The following is an 18,277-nucleotide window of genomic DNA, read 5'->3' as shown; positions in this document are numbered from 1 at the left end:
AGACTCCCAGTATCGTCAGCGGTACGATGACACCCAATACAGAAACCACACCATCACGATATTTGCCGGCGCGAGAACAGAGTCTGGTGCGAATGCTGCGCCGCCTGACACGAATAGAAACGGATGGCCGCCGTGTCAGCCAACGGTTCACCACCTGGCGTCTCACAATTTTTGCCGCTGGACTCTTCGGCTCCATCATTCCACACAAACTGGGATGGACCCTGCTCGGCAACGCCATACTCGCAGGCAGCTTCCTGCTGTTCCTCATAGTGGCCTGGTATCATAACAGGCTCGAAGATCGCTTGCACCGACTCCGCCGCTGGCAGGGCATCAAACAGGTGCACCTCGCGCGCATGCGCCTAAGCTGGGGCGACATTCCGCTTCGCCCGGTCGCGGTGCCTGAACGGCATGGGTACGCCACCGACCTCGACCTTACCGGCCCGCATTCACTCCTGCACCTCATCAACACCACCATCTCGTCGCAGGGGCAGGAACGGCTCACATCGTGGTTCTTCGATCAACCGCCGCAATCGACGCAATGGGCACACCGGCAGGCTCTCATCAGGGAATTGGCGCCGCTTTCCCTGCTCAGAGACCGGTTGTCCTTGGAGGCGCAAGCAGTGGAAGACGCCGATATCGACGGCCGACGACTCCTCGCGGTACTCCAGAAGCGAGTCGACAGTCCCAGCTTCATCCCCATGTTGGTGACTGAAACTGTCCTGGCCCTCGCGACGGCTGGGCTCATGCTGGCCGATCTCATCTACGGAATCGGCAACTATTGGATGTTGTCGTTCGGGGTCTATGCAATCCTGTTTCTCTCCGTTCGCAGCCGCTCGGAAGAAATCTTCGACCATGCCCAATCGTTGCACCGGCAACTGGAGCGGCTCAGCGCAGTCCTGGGGTATCTGGAGCGACGATCCTACCGTGCCACCCCACGGCTAGCGGAACTGTGCCGGCCGCTCCTGCAGCAGTCCACCCGTCCCTCCACCTCGCTGAAGCGGGCCGCCTCCCTGATGAACCGGCTCAGCGTGCGGGCCCACCCGCTGGTGCATTACCTCATCAACGCCGTCGGCCCCTGGGATCTCTACCACACCTATCATCTGCAGCACTTGCAGGACCGGATTGCCGCCGTCGCGCCGCAGTGGTTCGAACTGCTGGCCGAATTGGACGCCGCTGCCGCCCTGGCGACATTCGCCTACCTGCACCCGGACTACCCCTGGCCTTCGCTACAGCAGCCGAATGAGTCCGGCCATCCCAACGGTGCGGGACCGATCCTCGATGCACAGGAACTGGCCCACCCCCTCATCTCCGCGAAGACCCGCGTGGCGAATACCATTGTATTTCAGGGGCGCGGACGCATGTTTCTCGTGACCGGGTCCAACATGTCAGGGAAGAGCACCTTTCTCAGAACCATCGGTATCAACACCTGTCTCGCGCAGGCAGGAGCTCCGGTGTGTGCCACATCCTTCCATTGGTCCCTGGTGCGCATCGGCAGCTGCATTCGAGTGGACGATTCCCTCGACGGCGGCCTCTCATTTTTTTATGCCGAGGTGAAACGGCTCAAGACCATTCTCGACAGCACGCGAGATCTCCAGGGACCGCCCGTGCTCTGGCTGATCGATGAGGTGTTCAAAGGGACTAACAACCGGGAACGGCTCATCGGAGGACGCGCCCTCATCGCCGCCCTGGCAGGCGGGAACGGGTTCGGTTTGGTCACCACGCATGATCTCGAACTGGCTGAATTGGAAACACAACTTCCTCAGGTCACCAACGTGCACTTCCAGGAAACCGTGGCGGAAGGCGCGTTGCACTTCGACTATCGATTGAAACCAGGCCCCTGCCCCACCACCAATGCGCTACGAATCATGGCACTCGAAGGGCTACCGATAGAAAGTCCACCGACAACGTCGCGATAGCGCATTGCATCATTTCAACAATTTCGGCACACTGCGGCAGCAATACCGTTCGCGGACAGCGGCACGCAGGCACAGGAGGCTCCTATCGATTCTCAGCCCGCCCCCTCACCAGACCGGCTTCCTTTGCGCGGGCTCCTGATCGCGCAGTTTTGCGGCGCCTTCAACGACAACGCCTGGAAATTCATGGTGGCGCTCCTGGGCATCCGGGCCGCCACGGCCACCCTCGCGCCAGGCCAGGATCTGGAAACGGCATCCCAAACCCAAACGACCATCGCCATGGTCGTCTTTACGCTGCCCCTCGTGCTGACATCCTTCGTGGCTGGGTTTTGCGCCGATCGCATCAGTAAACGTAGCGTCATCCTCACCATGAAAGCGGTGGAGGTCCTCCTCATGGCCGCCGCAACCCTTGCCCTGCTGGCAAATCCGACCGGAGGGCCCTGGGCACTCATCGTGCTTGCCTGCATGGGGGTGCACAGCGCGATCTTCAGTCCGGCTAAATACGGCATTCTTCCCGAACTGCTCCCGCACGAACAACTCGCGCGAGGCAACAGCGTCCTGGAGCTGTTTACCTTCCTGGCCATCCTGACCGGCACGACTGCCGGAGGTTTCCTCTTGGCCGGTGCAGGCACGCAACCCTGGCTGGCTCCCCTCGCGTTAACCCTGCTGGCCCTGGGCGGTTTCGCCGCAGCCTGGGCCGTTCCGCCGGTGCCGCCTGCGCGCGCGGCAGGCGGACTCTTCGACACATTGCGCGGAGCCGTCTCGGCCTTGCAGGCAGATCGACTGCTGCGCCTCGCCATCACCGGGGCGGTGTTTTTCTGGACCATCGCCAGCCTGGTCGTCCAGAACGTGTTGATCTATGCGAAGGCCGTGCTGGGCCTCTCGGATGCACTGGCGACCATTCCCTCTGCCTTGATCTCGGTAGGCATCGGGATGGGAGCAGTTGTCGTCGGGCGGCTCTCCCGCTCACGGGTTGAATACGGGCTGGTGCCCCTGGGAGCGGCCGGCGTCGCCACCTTCCTTCTGATCCTCGGCTGGTGGACACCTCCGTTCAGCGGCACTCTCGCGCTCATGATCGCATTAGGCATGTCGAGTGCGCTCATCTTCATTCCCATCAATGCCCTGGTGCAGTGGCGTGCGCCCCACGACCGGCGGGGATCGGTCATCGCGCTCGAAAACATTTGTGTCTTTACCGGCATTTTGCTGGGTTCGTTGAGCGGCGGCGTACTGGCGAACGCCGGCCTCTCGACCGTCGGCATTTTCCTCGCCACCGCTCTCGCCACCACAATCGGAACGGCCTGGGCGATGTGGCTCATGCCTGAAACGTTCCTGCGATTGGTCCTCGTGCTGCTGACGCATACCATCTACCGATTGCGTATCGTCGGACAGCAGCACGTGCCGGTGACGGGCGGCGCCCTGCTCATCCCCAACCACATTTCCTTCGTCGATGGTTTTCTGCTGATCGCCAGCCTGGATCGTCCCATCCGGTTCATCGTCGATGCGCAATACGTCAATCACCGCCTCTTCAAACCATTCATGAAGGCGTTGCAGGTGATTCCGATTTCGTCCGAGGGCGGTCCCCGTGTGATTCTTCGCGCCTTACGCGAGGCTGGTCATGCACTCGATGCCGGAGACCTTGTCTGCATTTTTCCTGAGGGCCAAATCACGCGTACCGGTAACCTCTTGCCATTTCGCCGCGGATTCGAACGGATCGTCAAAGGCCGCACAGTGCCGGTTGTGCCGGTTCATCTGGATCGCGTCTGGGGCAGCATTTTTAGTTTTGTCGGGGGACGATTCGTCACCAAATGGCCGGAGCGTATTCCCTATCCGGTCACCGTCTCCTTCGGCGCCCCGGTTCCAGCCGAGACGCCCGCACACGAACTGCGCCGCCTCGTCCTCGAACTCGGTGAAACCGCTTGGCAACTACGGAAACCGGCCAGGCGCCCGTTACATCAGGCCTTCATCAGCACCATGCGTCGGCATCCCTTCCGCCTGGCGATGGCCGATGCGACGAAACCACATGTATCCTCGCTCCAGGCTTTGATCGGCGCGATTGCCCTGGCTCGCGCGCTGAAGACCCACTGGCAGGGGCAACAGAATGTCGGCCTGCTGTTACCGCCCACCGTGGCAGGGGCGCTGACGACAGTTGCCGCCACACTCGCGGGCCGCACCTGCGTGAACCTCAACTACACCGTGGGGAAAGCCGGACTGGAATCGGCCGTCCGCCAGGCGCAACTGCGAACCATCGTCACCAGTCGCAAGTTCATCGAGAAAGCCAAACTCGAACTCCCGGAGGGACCGGCGATACTCTGGCTGGAGGACATCGGCGCCACCATCGGCACGTGGCAGAAAGCCGCCGCGGCCGCCCTCGCCCTACTCGCCCCGCTTCGCCTCATCGAATCGGCCTGCGGTCAGACTGAACGTGTGACGATGGATCACCTCGCCACCATCATCTTCAGCAGCGGGAGCACCGGCGAACCGAAGGGCGTGATGCTCACCCACTTCAGCATCGACGCAAATGTGCAGGCCGTCTCGCAAGTGCTCCCCTTGGATGCGGAGGATCGAATTCTGGGCATCCTCCCGCTCTTCCATTCATTCGGCTATTTGGTCTTCTGGTACGTCGCACTCAATGGCGCCGCGACCGTCTTTCACCCCTCGCCGCTCGATGTGGCGGCTATCGGAGAACTCTGCGCCAAACATCGCCTGACGTTTCTGGTCTGCACTCCCACCTTTCTTCAGCTCTATCAGCGTCGCTGCACCCCGGAACAGTTCAGCACGCTGCGAGTGGTGCTCACGGGGGCGGAGAAATTGCCCCTTCGTCTCTGCCAATCGTTCCAAGACCGGTTCGGCATCGGCCCGATCGAGGGCTATGGCGTCACCGAATGCGCCCCGGTGATTGCTGTGAATTGTCCCGACTTCCGGGCCGCCGGATTCTACCAACCGGCCTCCCGTCGTGGCACGGTCGGCCAACCCCTTCCCGGCGTCTCAGTCCGCATCGTCGATCCGGACAGCTTCGCCATCCTCCCGCCCGGCACAGCCGGCATGTTGCTCGTCAAGGGGCCGAATGTGATGAACGGCTATCTGGGCCGCGAAGATTTGACCGCCCAGGCGATCCGTGACGGCTGGTATATTACCGGGGACATCGCCACACTCGATGACGATGGGTTTTTGACCATCACGGATCGCCTGTCGCGTTTCTCAAAAATCGGCGGTGAAATGGTGCCGCATCGACGGGTGGAGGACGCCCTCCAATTGGCTTCCGGTGAAGAGCTGCAAGTCTTTGCCGTCACCGGGATACCGGATGAGCGCAAAGGGGAACAGTTGGCTGTGCTCCATACACTCACCGAAGACCGGATTCCAGCCATCCTAGCCAAAGCGGCGGCGGACGGCCTTCCCAATCTGTTCCTTCCCTCGCGCACCCATTGCCTCAAAGTCGAGGCACTCCCGATCCTGGGAACGGGTAAACTGGATCTCAGAGCCCTCAAACGAATCGCGTTGGAACGGCTAGGAACATGAAGGGAAATTCGTGACGCACGAGGGACGAGAGACGAACGACCAGCGACGCGAGCCACCCCCGAAAGCCAGGCCGCAGGGAAAAACACTGATCGACTGCCATGTGCATTTAGCGGCCCTGCCCGATGGCGACAACGGCTGTTACATCTCGGCCAAAATGCTCAAGAGCCCGCTGTTTCGGTTCCTGCTGTGGAAGCACGACCTCGAACCGAACCAGCCACGCGCCGCAAACCAGAAATACCTCGCCGACCTGCTGACGGAACTGAAGGCCTCGCGCCACGTGCAGCAGGCCGTGATTCTTGCCATGGACGGGGTCTATGACCAGAACGGCCGGCTCAATCAGGCCCACACAGACTTTCTGATCGGCAACGACTATGTCCTCAAAACCGCACAGGCTCATCCCGATGAGTTGTTGGCCGGCGTCTCCATCAACCCGCAACGGCGCGACGCCATCGATGAAGTCCACCGCTGTGCGGACGCGGGCGCGGTACTGGTGAAGGTCTTGCCGAACGCGAAACAATTCGACCCGGCAAACCCGAAATACAAACCCTTCTACCGCGCCCTGGCCGAGCGCCGATTGCCGTTTCTCAGTCATGTCGGCTACGAATTCAGTCTGATCGGCAAAGACCAGTCCGTCGGTGACCCGGACCGGTTGCGCCTGGCGCTGGATGAAGGCGCCACGGTCATCGCAGCCCACGCCTGCAGCTACGGATTGATCCTCTATGAGAAGTTTCTGCCGACCCTGCTCGACCTCGTGCAACGGTATCCGCATTTTTATGCGGATATTTCCGCCCTCACGTTACCGAACCGTATTCGCATGCTCTTACATCTACGCCGATATCCCAACGTGCAAGAGCGGCTGCTCTTCGGTACTGACTATCCGTTGTCGGTGTTCCATATCGCCGCCTGGGGCCGGGTCGCACTCGGAACATTGCGCAAGATGATTCAGACCAAGAACCGTTTCGACCGGCAGGTCGAGGTTTGTAACGGGCTGGGGCTTGGATTCCGCTCCCTCGGAGATCTGCTTCCCCATTCGTCGACAAAAACGAACGACTGACCGACACAGCCATGACGCGAGACGACATTCTCACTAGTTTGCGCGAAAGGATTTTATCCTTCGCGACATCACGTGTATCGAAAGAACTGGCTGAAGATCTCACGCAGGAGGTGTTGATCCTGTTGCACGAAAAGTATGTGCGCGTCACCGAGCTGACCGAACTGGTTCCTCTGGCCTTTCAAATACTCCGGTTTAAACTGCTGGATGCCCATCGCAAGTCATTGCGCCGGGGCGAGTATCACCAGGAATCGGTCGATGAGCTGCCATTGGCAAATCCCGGCGACGATCCGGCGACACTCTTGGACCAGAAGCAACGCGTCGATCGGTTGATTGCCGCCGTGGCTCAACTCGGGGATCGTTGTCGCGACCTGTTCAAGTGGAAGTTGGAAGGGAACAGTTTTCCGGAAATTCAGAAGCTCATGGGGCAGACTTCGATCAATACCATTTACACCTGGGATCTGCGCTGCCGGAAACAGTTGTTGAGTTTAATGGGCGGCACGTGGGAATGATGGAGAGTGACACGAGTCTCCGGTTCAGTGCGACATGACCGGACAGATCCATCGGTTCACGAGATACGCTTCACGAACGACGACCTTGTATGCCTGAACACGATCTCGAAAAATTACTCGGTGGATTCGCCGCGAATACGCTGACGCCGGAGGAGCGTTCACAACTCTACAAAGCCGCCCTGCAAGATCAGCCACTCTTTAATGCCTTGGCGGATGAACAGGCGTTGAAGGAATTACTCTCTGATCCCGCCGTGCGCCGGAAGCTGCTGGAAACACTCGCGCGGGCCAGCACATCCGAGGCTGGTGAATCGCTTCCCTGGTGGGCCTGGTTCAAACGACCGGCTGGGCTCGCCTTCGCAGGCGGTCTTGCCGCCGTGATCTTCGCGCTCGCATTCGGCACCAGAATCTACCAGGAAAGTCTCGATCGAGCCGCCAGACCGGTTGCGACTGAGGACGCCCGGCAAGCCGCGCCATCGGTCCAGGCACCTCAACCATCAGACTCGCTCCGATCGCCCGAGGCAGAATCACGGCTCAAAGCACAAGCGCCTGGCGACCCAAGGCAGGCGCCATCGAAGAGGAATGTGCTCACCGACAAGGTTGCCAAGCGGGAGCGATCCGCAATGGCAACGCTGCCGGACCAACGCGCCAGTGAAACGGCACGCGATCGCGTCAGGTCGCCGCGCGAACAGGACGGATCGCCGCGCGAACAGGACGGATCACCGAACCCAGCTCCTGCCGCAACACCGGGCAGGCCGGCGGAGCAAGCAGCCGCATCCCCAGACAAAACCCTCTCGCTTCATGCTCCGTCACCAGCCGCTGCCCCGGCAACGGCTCCGGCCGCGCGCGCGCTCGCCCCAAAACACAGTGCCCGCGCACTCTTCTATGGGGAGGCATCCCCGCGTGTCGATACAAACAATCCTGCGCAAGAGAGCGAGGAGGCCGGCCGGCTTGAACGAAGAATGGACCAATTTGCTGCGGCAGGGAAGACTGGGGCTGTCGGCCGCGTGAGGCCGTTGGGTCTGCGGTATAGCTTTGTGATACAGGAGCCAGACGGGCAGAGCCGGGAAGTGGGTGCCGCGATCGCTGCCGGAAGTAAAGAGCCGGTGCGCATCACGGTGGAGACGACTCAGGATGCGTATTTGCAAATTCTCCAAAACCTGGGCTCCGCCGGCACCAGACTCTGGTGGCCTCCACAGGAAACGGGGAAAATCTCGCTCAAGCTGCTGGCAGGAAAACGAAGTGACATTCCCTTACCTCCCCCGGCAGAGAACGGATTACTCGACCTCATTGTCCGTCTTTCCCCGAAACCGTTCGGCCCCTTGACCATGCAGGAGGTCGGCATGCTCGATCGCTTCTCGGCCAACCTGCTCATCGAATCGATCTCGCCCGTCGACGCAGGAGGCGCACAGGAACAGGCCACCTACGTCGTGAGCCAAGATCCCTCGACCAGCGCCCAACTGGCAGTGGAAATTCCCATCAGCCAATGACCCTGCCGCCGGCATGGCCCGCAGCGGCGATATGCCGTCGGGCCACGCGGGGCTGCAGACATCGGTGCAACCTACTGCGCGTCATAGATCCTGATCTCCGGGTCCGCCGCGAGATACGGCTTCAACGCGCCGATTACATCAAGACTGCACCGTGAACTCGTGAGGTACTGCTCCGAGTGAGCGCGCGAATCAAATCCATGCCACACCTGCACGTCTCCGTCGCGAATGAGCAACTCTTTGGACTGTGCGCCAGGAATCGTGGTCAGAAAGGGCTGTTTGTACTGCGTATACACCGCCCCGGCCTTGGCACGATTTGCAGGCGTGATCTTCATAGATGACAGCCGGAAGAAACCAGGACCTCAACCGGTGCATTACGGATAGAAGCGCATCACCAACATGCCGGCAATCGCGGCCACACCTCCGGCGAGGCAGAGAAAAAACCCCAGCGCACCCCCCACAAACCAGGGCCATACCTCCTGATATTCACTCGGCGTCAAGAGCGGATGCAGCTCGACCGGCCGGTACCACCAACGGGATGGAAGCCCGATACGTGCCGCCAATGTCCGATAGAGGACGACGTGGTACCACCAGCCGGTCGGGATGCCGATGAGCAAACCGATCGCCAATCCCCAGAGGCCCAACTCAACCATCAGGGGCGGGGTGAGCACAACCGTCAGCAAGCCGATCAGGCCGATCACCACCAGACTCCCGAGAACGAGGAGTAGCTCAAGCATGGGACGGATTATACCGGAGAGACTGCAGTGATGGGATGAGGCGCATAGCAGGCATCGATGTATCCCGCAGCCGCCGCTCCCCATCGCATCATGGCGAATTCTAAGCAGCTCGCTTTTCGTCAACCGAGACCTTTCAATTGGTCGGCCACGGACAGGCCGTGCCCTCCGTTATGATTCAAGCACTTACACAATGCTTTTCAACGTGAAAGGATTCCTCCCTTCGCCCCATATCCTCCTGTGAACGGAGGACATCATGGCGCAAGCGCAGGGCACATCCCACTCGAACCCATCAGCGAACGAGCACGCAGCGAACTGGCACGACCCCCGCCTGTATCAGATCGCCAGCCTGGGAGCCTTGCTGACATATGGCCTCTTCTGGCTGCATTTCGACATCTCACTCTGGCAGATCGTCGTCACCATCGGCACGGCGTTGTTCACGCAATATCTCGGAACACGCCTTGCCAAACTTCCATGTTTCGATCCCAAGAGCGCCTTCATTTCTTCCTTGTCGCTCTGCCTGCTCCTCCGCACCGATCACCTCGCCATCGCAGCATTGGCTTCGCTCATTGCCATCGGCAGCAAGTTCGTCTTTCGTTGGAATGACAAGCACCTCTTCAATCCAACGAATCTCGCCCTTGCCGTCATGATCGCCACAGGTCTCGGCTGGATCTCGCCGGGGCAGTGGGGACAGGTCGCCTGGTTCGGTTTTCTCATCGCCTGCCTCGGCAGCCTTGTCGTCACGCGCGCCGCACGGGCAGATGTGACGCTCGCGTTTCTCACGTTCTACGTCGGCCTCTTGATCGCGCGCGCCCTCCGGCTAGGCGATCCACTGACCATTCCATGGCATCAGCTCGAAAGTGGCGCCCTGCTCATCTTCACCTTCTTCATGATCTCGGACCCGAAGACCACACCGGACTCCCGCACCGGCCGGATTGTCTATGCGCTCTGCGTCGCCCTCGCCGCGCTCTACGTCCAGTTCGGATTGTTTCAGCCGAATGGGCCGCTGTGGGGGTTGATCATCTGCACGCCGCTTGTGCCCCTGCTCGACCACCTGCTTCCCGACCTTCGTTATGTCTGGGCGACACCATCACGCAGTAGCGCAGCCGTATCCGCCTCGCCGCGCATCCCCGGCCAACCGCCAGCTGTGACGCATCATCGACCTGTTCCCGTCCCAATCGTGTCACCAACCAAGGAGGTCCTCATGAGACAGACCATCATTTCGTCACTATTATTCACCCTAGGCCTGCTCGCATGGAGCGGCGAGGCCTCGGCCTTTTGCGGTTTCTACGTCGGCAAGGCCGACACCAAACTCTTCAACAAGGCCTCCGAAGTAGCCATCGCACGCCACGACAATAAGACCGTGATCACCATGGCGAATGACTTTAAGGGCGACGTGAAGGAGTTTGCGCTGGTGGTGCCGGTGCCGACGGTCCTGGAGAAAGAGCAAATCCACGTCGGGGATCCGGCAATGCTGAAACATCTGGCCGACTATTCGGCTCCGAGACTGGTGGAATACTTCGATAAGAATCCCTGCCTACGCTACGAATTGATGGAGCGCCGGAGTATGGATGCGATGAAGAGCATGGCCCCGGCTGCAGCGCCGGCCCGCCAGCGCGACATCGCGTTGGGCGTGACGGTCGAGGCGCAGTACACGGTCGGCGAGTACGACATCCTGATCCTCTCGGCCAAAGAAAGTCACGGCCTCGAAACCTGGCTGGTCGAGAACGGCTACCGCATCCCGAACGGAGCCTCGGCGGTTCTGCACAGCTACCTGAAACAGGACATGAAATTCTTTGTGGCGAGAGTGAACCTGGGCGAGCAGACGAAACTCGGCTTGACGCACCTCCGGCCGCTCCAGATCGCCTTTGAGTCACCGAAGTTCATCCTGCCGATCCGGCTCGGCACGGTGAATGCCGACGGCGCCCAGGAACTGTTTATCTATTTCCTGACGAAGCAGGGCCGGGTGGAAACGACAAACTATCGGACGGTGCGACTCCCTGAGGCACAGGAAATTCCGCTCTACGTGAAAGACAAGTTCGGAGACTTCTATCGCGACCTGTTCACGCAACAGGTGAAACGGGAAAGTGAGCGCGGCGTTTTCATGGAGTATGCCTGGGACATGAACTGGTGCGACCCCTGCGCGGCCAATCCACTCTCTGCGGAAGAACTGCGCGGCTTGGGTGTGTTCTGGCAGGACAACAACGGACGGATGGGCAAAAGCATACCGATGGCGCAGAACGTGTTCCTCACCCGATTACACGTTCGCTACGATGCCGCGCACTTCCCTGAAGACCTGATGTTCCAGGAAACCTCGGATCGCGGCAACTTCCAGGCACGCTACATCCTGCGTCATCCCTGGACCGGAACCGATGAATGCGCCGCCGCCACGGCGTACCGCCAACAACTGCGGGAGCGGTATGAGCGGGAAGCGCAGACGCTGGCCTCCCTGACAGGCTGGAACATCGGTGACATCCGCAAAACGATGAACATCGCCTCGCTGACGCCCGGCGAAGGAAAGAAGTGGTATCAGCGCTTGTGGACGAACTAGCAGGAGAGGGCGACAGGCAGGAGGCCGGGACAACCCGGCCTCCGCATCAACAGACATAGCAAAGAGTCCACGCGCGACCTGAACCGCATCACTTGCCGGGACAATCCCCGGTTCGTTTTGCATCGACTTTCATCGTCACTGACAAGGCATGATCACCCTTGGGCGTGGCTTTGCGTACCACGGAAAAACCGGTGGGAGACACCGTCCCCTCCACGCGGGTGACCGCATAGACACCTTCGATGTCATAACTGACTTTCCCGCCTTGGATCGACACATTCAGCACCTTGTTCGACGGGTTGGGCTGAAACCCATTCACGGCGTAGTAGTTAAACACCGCATCCGGATTGGCGAGATGTTCTTCCTTCACACAGCGAGTGCGGCTGTCCGGTTTGCCCGCCTCCCCGTTGCTGGCATCCGTCACCGCAGTCACGTGATATTCGCCTGGTTTCAAAGGAACCGATTCCGCCCACACCGGCGCCCCCCACAGGATCACACCGATAAGCCCAAACTGCACAACACACGTCTTCATTTTCAAGCCTCCTCATCGTACCGGGGTGCGCCGGCCTCTGGGTCTATGTGATCCCCCAGACCGCCTCGCCCGAAGTTCTGCCCCATCAAGGCCTTCAAGATTGTGCTCATGCTCTGCATTATTGTCAACGGTCACGTTCCACGCAGGCGCCGCCGGACCGCATCGAATCCAGCGGCTCTCCTGGCTCAATTTGGCCGCCACTATGGTATAGTCGGCATCATCACATCCGTGCCGGTGGCCTCATCCAAGGAGTACACGCATGATTGCCAATCATCGTCCGATCGTCGCCGCATTCGGCGGGCTGTCTCTCCTCCTGCTACTCTCGGCATGCTCCTTCAAAGCGACTTTCAAAGAGACCACTGACTCCACCTCCAATCTCACCGGGACGACCTCGGGCCGTATCTGGTGGAATGAAGACGGCCTACTGAAACCCGAACACAAAACGGCGGCCTTCGCGGCCTATAACGCGGACAATCTGGAAGCCGACGCGGCTCGTGGCCAAGGCGAGTACCTGGTCTCCTTGGCCCACCTCACCGGCACCGTCGAAGCCTCCGCATTTCAGCCACACGCGCAGGACGCCTATAACCGGTGGAGCCAGTCTCAACAGGCCTCCCCCGCCGACTTGCTGAACAACCTGCAATCACCGACACGATGACCGCAGCAACCCTCACGGCCCCCCTACGGCCCCTCACAGGAGTGTGACATCGACATGACGGCTCCGCTCACGATTCATCGCATTTTTCACCCCACAGATTTTTCGCAGGATAGTCAGGTGGCATTTATCCATGCCCTCAAGCTGGCACTGATGTTTCATGCCGAGTTGACCATCATGCATGTGGACCCGGCCGTCTCGCCGGAGGGATTCGAAGATTTTCCACGTATCCGCCCGACACTGGCACAATGGGGGCTGCTCCCGGAATCCAGCTCCAAGAGCGATGTGACCACACTCGGGATCAGGATCCGGAAGGTACGAGCCCTGGCAGCCGATGCCAAGCAGGCCATCATCCATCATCTGACGTCGTCGCCGACCGACCTCATGGTCCTAGCCACACACCAACACGAGGGGTTTGCCCGCTGGGTGCATCAGACGCTCGCAGCACCGGTCTCGCGTGAAATGCATATGAAGACGTTGTTCGTCCCCTCGCACGTGGAAGGGTTTGTCGACCGTGAAACCGGCCAGACCACACTCCAACGCCTGCTCATACCGATGTCCCTCCAACCGCCTTCCCAGCCGGCCATCGATGCCGCCTGCACGCTGATCTCACAACTGAACAGTCCGGCCGTTTCGCTGACACTGGTCCATGCGGGCAAGGAGCCGGACGTGACCGCGCTGAACATGCCGCAAAAAGCGGGCTGGTCCTGGCATCAGCTCTTCGGAAAAGGCGACCCGGTCGAATGGATTCTGGCGGCCGGCGAAGAATTCGATGTGGATTTGATTGTGATGGCGACGAAGGGACAGGACAGCTTGCTCGACATGTTGCGCGGCAGCACCACGGAACGCGTGCTCCGCGGCGCGCGCTGTCCACTGCTCGCGATTCCAGCCAAACTGGTGTGATCCGAATCACACTCCCCGCGGCCCGTTGCTATCCGCCGACACGACCGACCTCGAGAACCGGCGACAGGGGCCGGTCGTTCGTCTCACGCCCCGTCACCGTGCGTACCACCATGCCGTCGCGAAAGACCACGAAGTTGGATGGCACCGCCGCAATGCGAGTCCCCGGCAGAATCAGCCCTGCGAGATTCAGCGGATCGGCGGCGGACAACTTGATCTCCTGCTGCGCCGTCGCGCCCGGCCGTTTTTTGAGCGCACGAAGTGCTTCGAGCGCACCAGGCAAGGCGAACTGCTCGCCCGTAAACCCAGTCACAAACCGGCCCCCACGAACCTCTCCGGTCAATTCGAGCCGCCGGTAACAAACCAGCAGATCGCGCCACGACGACACTATCGACTCGCGCCCCAAGAGGTCCCGAAACACCACCCCATACCGTTGCAATAATCGGCGCGCCACAAGCTCCGTCGGGCTGGCAGACGGCGGCTGACAGCCCTCGCGTGATCTCAAGAGCGACCACCGGCCGCCGACATGACGCGGCCGCCGGCTTCGATCGGAGGCTTCGGCACGGCGCCGTTTCGGATCGATCAGCGCACGCAGGTTGTCAAATCCGTCCGCGGTCACCAGACCCGCCGCGACGAGTTCCCACAAGCCATCTTCCACTTCGGAAGCCAGCAATCGGCTCCCGTGCAACAGTTCGCTGAAAAAGCTCGCACCCCGCTCCTGCAGACACCGTCGAACAGCCTGCGCCGATGCGCTCAAGCGTGCGGACAGATCCAGATGCGCTAGCTCCTCACCGGCCGCCGCCAACAAGACCGGCCCGTCTTCGCGCGCAAAGAGACTCACCGGCGCGACGCGCGTCGGAATCACGCGACGACCCGGCACAGGATTCAACTCCTGCATCAAGCGGGGATGCGGCGTGAGGCGACCCCACATCAGGGCCCCACTCAAACACAGTCGATCAAGCCATTCAGGTTGATACTTGGCCATGCGGACCCGGAGGATCTGGGATTCCCAGGCCGATGCAGCGGCCTCAAACCCGCCGAGTTGCGTGACGACTTCCAGGAGTCCGGCCTCGCCATGCAACCGTACGCCCGGCGCCGCATGTTGCCACTGAAACAGGAATCGCATGAACTCGGCGGCCGTGACCGGTTCGATTTCCTTGCGCAACCGCCCGATCGTCAACCGGTGAATCCGGGCGAGCAGACGGCGATGGCACCACTCAACAACGTCGCCCGTCGTGCGTGACGCCTGAGGCAAAAACCGGCCTCGGAGCAGATGGCCCTGAGATTCGAGTCGCACAAACGTGGCCTGTATGTCCGACTCGGATAGGTGCAACGTCCGTGACAGGTCCATGGCCGTGGTCGGCCCGATACTCTCCATCCATCCCAAAACCACACGGTTCAACACCTCTTCCAGTTCGACCGCTTCTGCCACTCCGACCGAACCGGTCGCCGGATCGATTCGCGCCTCAGGAAACAGGAGGCCTGCGTAGTGACGATATTCCGCTGCCAGCCACCCCAGCTTCGTCTCGCCCTGCCAGAGGGTGACGACACGACCGGCCGCCGCCAGCGTCGGCACCAGCAGATCCCAACCAGGCATGCGCTCACAGGGTACCCAGCCCAGAGACAACAGTGCGTCGTGGAATTCCTCCGCGTCCCGCACCACCGGCCAGGACTCTTCGATCACCTGGTCGATAGCCGATTGATCCAATGCGCCCAGTTCGCCTGCCAGCTCAGGGGGCAAACTACGCCGCATGTCCACCGCCCGGGCCCGGCGTTCCTCCAACGGGGCATCGTCGAGAAAGGCATACGGATTGGCATTCAAAATTTCGTGACAAAAGGCCGACGGCATCGGCGTATCGACCGCCACACACGTGATTACGCCCTGTTCGATCTTCTGCAGCACGGCCATCAAGCCGTCGACATCCATCGCCTCCGTCAGACAATCGCGAATGGTTTCTTGCGCCAACGGGTGGTTCGGAATTTGCCGGACCGTTCGCGCTCCCTGGAAATTATCCTGACAGGCGATCGCATCGGGAAACACCGCCGCGAGGAGATCTTCGGCACGCATCCGTTGAATCTGCGGCGCCACCCGCTTCCCTCCGACAAACCGGAGTAACGCGAGGGCCCGGGAGGCATTCCACCGCCACCGCGTCATGAACATCGGCGCTTGCAGGACCGCCTGCGTCAGCACCTCGCGCAAGGTGTTGACGTTCAGAAACGCAAACACCGTATCAAGCGGAAAACTGTGCTTCTCCCCCAACGACAGGACGATGCCTTCATCCGTCGCAGCGGCCTGCAACTCGAAGTCGAACGTCACACAAAACCGCTTCCGCAATGCCAATCCCCAGGCCCGATTGACGCGCCCGCCGAACGGAGCATGGATGACCAGCTGCATCCCGCCGCTTTCGTCGAAAAATCGCTCCGCCACAATCGTCTGCTGGGTCGGGACGATCCCCAGCACCGCCTTGCCCGCCAAGAGATATTCAACCGCCTGTTGCGCACCCCGTTGATCGAGGCCACATTCCTGCTTCAGCCACTGCACCGGCGGCGAAACAGCAGCGGAGAGCGACTGGTCGGCGCCGAGCCGTTGATCGATATCCGCCCTGAGTCTGGCGACTTCCGCAGACAGTTCCGCCGTACGTGCCGGCGCCTCCCCGCGCCAGAACGGAATCGTCGGCGGAGCGCCCTGCGCATCCTCGACCCGCATCTTGCCGGTCTCCACGCCTTTGATCCGCCAGGATGTGTTGCCCAGGAGAATAATGTCTCCAGCCAAACTCTCGACCGCGAAATCCTCATCGACCGACCCCACCACCGTGCCATCCGGCTCGGCAATCACCGCATAATTGGCCGTGTCGGGAATCGCACCGCCTGAGGTGATGGCCGCCAGGCGAGCGCCGCGACGGCCTCGAATGTGATGATTGATACGATCGTGATGGAGATACGCCCGCCCCCGGCCCCGACTGGTCACGTATCCATCGGCGAGCATTGTGACCACCGCATCGAACATCGGCCGATCCAGATCGCGGTAAGGCATTGCGCGGAGGCACAGGTCGTAGAGCTCCGTCTCGTCCCACGATTGGGTCGCCGCGGCAGCCACGATCTGTTGCGCCAAGACGTCCAGCGGCGCAGGCGGGATCTCGATACGGTCCAGCACTCCCGCCCTGATCGCCCGGATCAACGCGGCGCACTCGATCAATTCGTCACGCGTGGTGGCAAAAAGACGTCCTTTGGGAATGGCATGAATCCAATGACCGGCCCGACCGATGCGCTGGAGGCCCGTGGCAATCGAACGGGGGGACCCGATCTGGCACACGAGATCGACCGTGCCGACGTCGATCCCGAGTTCCAACGAGGCCGTCGCCACCACCACTCGCACCCTCCCGGTTTTCAAACGATCCTCCGCCGATAGGCGAATCTGCCGCGACAGACTGCCGTGATGCGCCGCGACCACCCCTTCGCCGAGATGCCGCAGACGCTCCTCCAAATAATGCGAGACCCGCTCGGCCAGCCGTCGCGTATTCACAAATACGAGGGTAGAACGGTGCGCTTCGACCAGCGCGGCGACACGATCATACACATCGCTCCAGATCGCATTCGTCGCGACGGCCCCGAGTTCATCCTTCGGCACTTCAACCGCCAGATCCATATCGCGGCGATGCCCCACGTCGATGATCATCACGTCGTTCGTTGTTCGCATGTCGTCGATCGTCCCGTCTCCCGCGAGAGACGCTTCACGTTTCAGGCTTGACCGGCCTCCATTTCCCACCAAAAACTCGGCCACGGCTTCGATAGGTCGCTGCGTGGCCGACAGGCCGATGCGTTGCACTCCCGCGCCGGTGAGCGCCGCCATCCGCTCCAGGGACAGGGCCAAATGCGCCCCCCGTTTATTGGGAGCCACGGCATGAATTTCATCCACGATGACCGTGCGCACGGTCTTCAGCATGGCTCGGCTTTTTTCGGCCGTCAGCAGGATGAACAGCGATTCGGGAGTTGTAATCAGAATATGCGGCGGACGCCGAAGCATCTGTTGCCGCTCGGTCATGGGCGTGTCGCCGGTCCGCACGACCACCCGCAGCTCCGGCAGCAACAATCCGGCGGACAACGCGGCCTGCCCAATCTCGCTGAGCGGCTGTTGCAAATTTTTCTGCACATCGTTGCTGAGCGCTTTCAGGGGCGAAACATACAGCACGTGCGTCTCATCCTGCAGCTCACAACGCACCGCCCGCTGAAACAGGGTATCGATGCAGGATAGAAAGGCCGCGAGGGTCTTCCCCGACCCAGTGGGCGCTGAGATCAGCACGTCACGCCCGGATTGAATCGCAGGCCAGGCCTGCATCTGGACATTTGTCGCAGAGGCGAATCGGGTCGTGAACCACTCGGTGATGATGGGATGAAACGGCAGGATAGACATCAGAAAATCATCGTAGCACAACAG

Annotated in this window: 12 protein-coding genes; 8 read left to right on the top strand and 4 right to left on the bottom strand. The window is 61.0% G+C overall.

The window, feature by feature from the left end:
* Positions 1-26 precede the first annotated feature (26 nt).
* The 5 genes from V9G17_14765 to V9G17_14745 all read left to right on the top strand — a co-directional run bounded on the left by V9G17_14765 (position 27) and on the right by V9G17_14745 (position 8,479).
* On the top strand, positions 27-1,916 hold the full coding sequence (locus V9G17_14765) for a MutS family DNA mismatch repair protein (GenBank protein MEI2753862.1): 1,890 nt from the start codon (positions 27-29) through the stop codon (positions 1,914-1,916).
* 123 nt (positions 1,917-2,039) lie between these two features.
* Positions 2,040-5,429: an acyl-[ACP]--phospholipid O-acyltransferase gene (locus V9G17_14760; GenBank protein ID MEI2753861.1), complete on the top strand. Its 3,390-nt coding sequence runs from the start codon at positions 2,040-2,042 to the stop codon at positions 5,427-5,429.
* A gap of 10 nt (positions 5,430-5,439) precedes the next feature.
* Positions 5,440-6,483, top strand: coding sequence for an amidohydrolase family protein (locus V9G17_14755; protein MEI2753860.1), 1,044 nt, complete (start codon positions 5,440-5,442; stop codon positions 6,481-6,483).
* A gap of 11 nt (positions 6,484-6,494) precedes the next feature.
* Positions 6,495-6,992 (top strand): sigma-70 family RNA polymerase sigma factor, encoded by a 498-nt coding sequence (locus V9G17_14750; protein ID MEI2753859.1) that lies wholly within the window; start codon positions 6,495-6,497, stop codon positions 6,990-6,992.
* A gap of 89 nt (positions 6,993-7,081) precedes the next feature.
* A complete protein-coding gene (locus V9G17_14745; protein MEI2753858.1) occupies positions 7,082-8,479 on the top strand; it encodes a hypothetical protein in 1,398 nt (465 codons plus the stop codon).
* A 71-nt stretch (positions 8,480-8,550) separates the two neighbouring features.
* Here V9G17_14745 and V9G17_14740 read toward each other — a convergent pair whose 3' ends face one another.
* Together V9G17_14740 and V9G17_14735 are read right to left on the bottom strand one after the other, a co-directional pair.
* Positions 8,551-8,811, bottom strand: coding sequence for a hypothetical protein (locus V9G17_14740; GenBank protein MEI2753857.1), 261 nt, complete (start codon positions 8,809-8,811; stop codon positions 8,551-8,553).
* Between the two features lie 39 nt (positions 8,812-8,850).
* Entirely contained in the window at positions 8,851-9,213 is a 363-nt protein-coding gene (locus V9G17_14735) for a hypothetical protein (GenBank protein ID MEI2753856.1), read from the bottom strand.
* 253 nt (positions 9,214-9,466) lie between these two features.
* Between V9G17_14735 and V9G17_14730 the strand changes: the two genes are divergently transcribed.
* Entirely contained in the window at positions 9,467-11,761 is a 2,295-nt protein-coding gene (locus tag V9G17_14730; GenBank protein ID MEI2753855.1) for a DUF2330 domain-containing protein, read from the top strand.
* Between the two features lie 88 nt (positions 11,762-11,849).
* On the opposite strand, the gene V9G17_14725 is transcribed toward V9G17_14730, so the two are convergent.
* Positions 11,850-12,290 (bottom strand): DUF3617 family protein, encoded by a 441-nt coding sequence (locus V9G17_14725; protein ID MEI2753854.1) that lies wholly within the window; start codon positions 12,288-12,290, stop codon positions 11,850-11,852.
* Between the two features lie 259 nt (positions 12,291-12,549).
* Here V9G17_14725 and V9G17_14720 point away from each other — a divergent pair, with 259 nt between their 5' ends.
* Together V9G17_14720 and V9G17_14715 are read left to right on the top strand one after the other, a co-directional pair.
* Positions 12,550-12,945, top strand: coding sequence for a DUF3015 family protein (locus V9G17_14720; GenBank protein ID MEI2753853.1), 396 nt, complete (start codon positions 12,550-12,552; stop codon positions 12,943-12,945).
* Positions 12,946-12,999: 54 nt separating this feature from the next.
* Positions 13,000-13,845: a universal stress protein gene (locus V9G17_14715; GenBank protein MEI2753852.1), complete on the top strand. Its 846-nt coding sequence runs from the start codon at positions 13,000-13,002 to the stop codon at positions 13,843-13,845.
* Between the two features lie 28 nt (positions 13,846-13,873).
* On the opposite strand, the gene V9G17_14710 is transcribed toward V9G17_14715, so the two are convergent.
* The gene (locus V9G17_14710) at positions 13,874-18,253 is read right to left on the bottom strand and encodes a DEAD/DEAH box helicase (GenBank protein MEI2753851.1); all 4,380 of its coding nucleotides are present in this window, start codon (positions 18,251-18,253) and stop codon (positions 13,874-13,876) included.
* Positions 18,254-18,277: the final 24 nt, after the last annotated feature.

The organism is Nitrospira sp., assembly GCA_037045225.1.
Taxonomy (GTDB): domain Bacteria; phylum Nitrospirota; class Nitrospiria; order Nitrospirales; family Nitrospiraceae; genus Nitrospira_A.
Note: the sequence above shows the minus strand (reverse complement) of the source record. Positions and strands in the feature narration are given on the sequence as shown.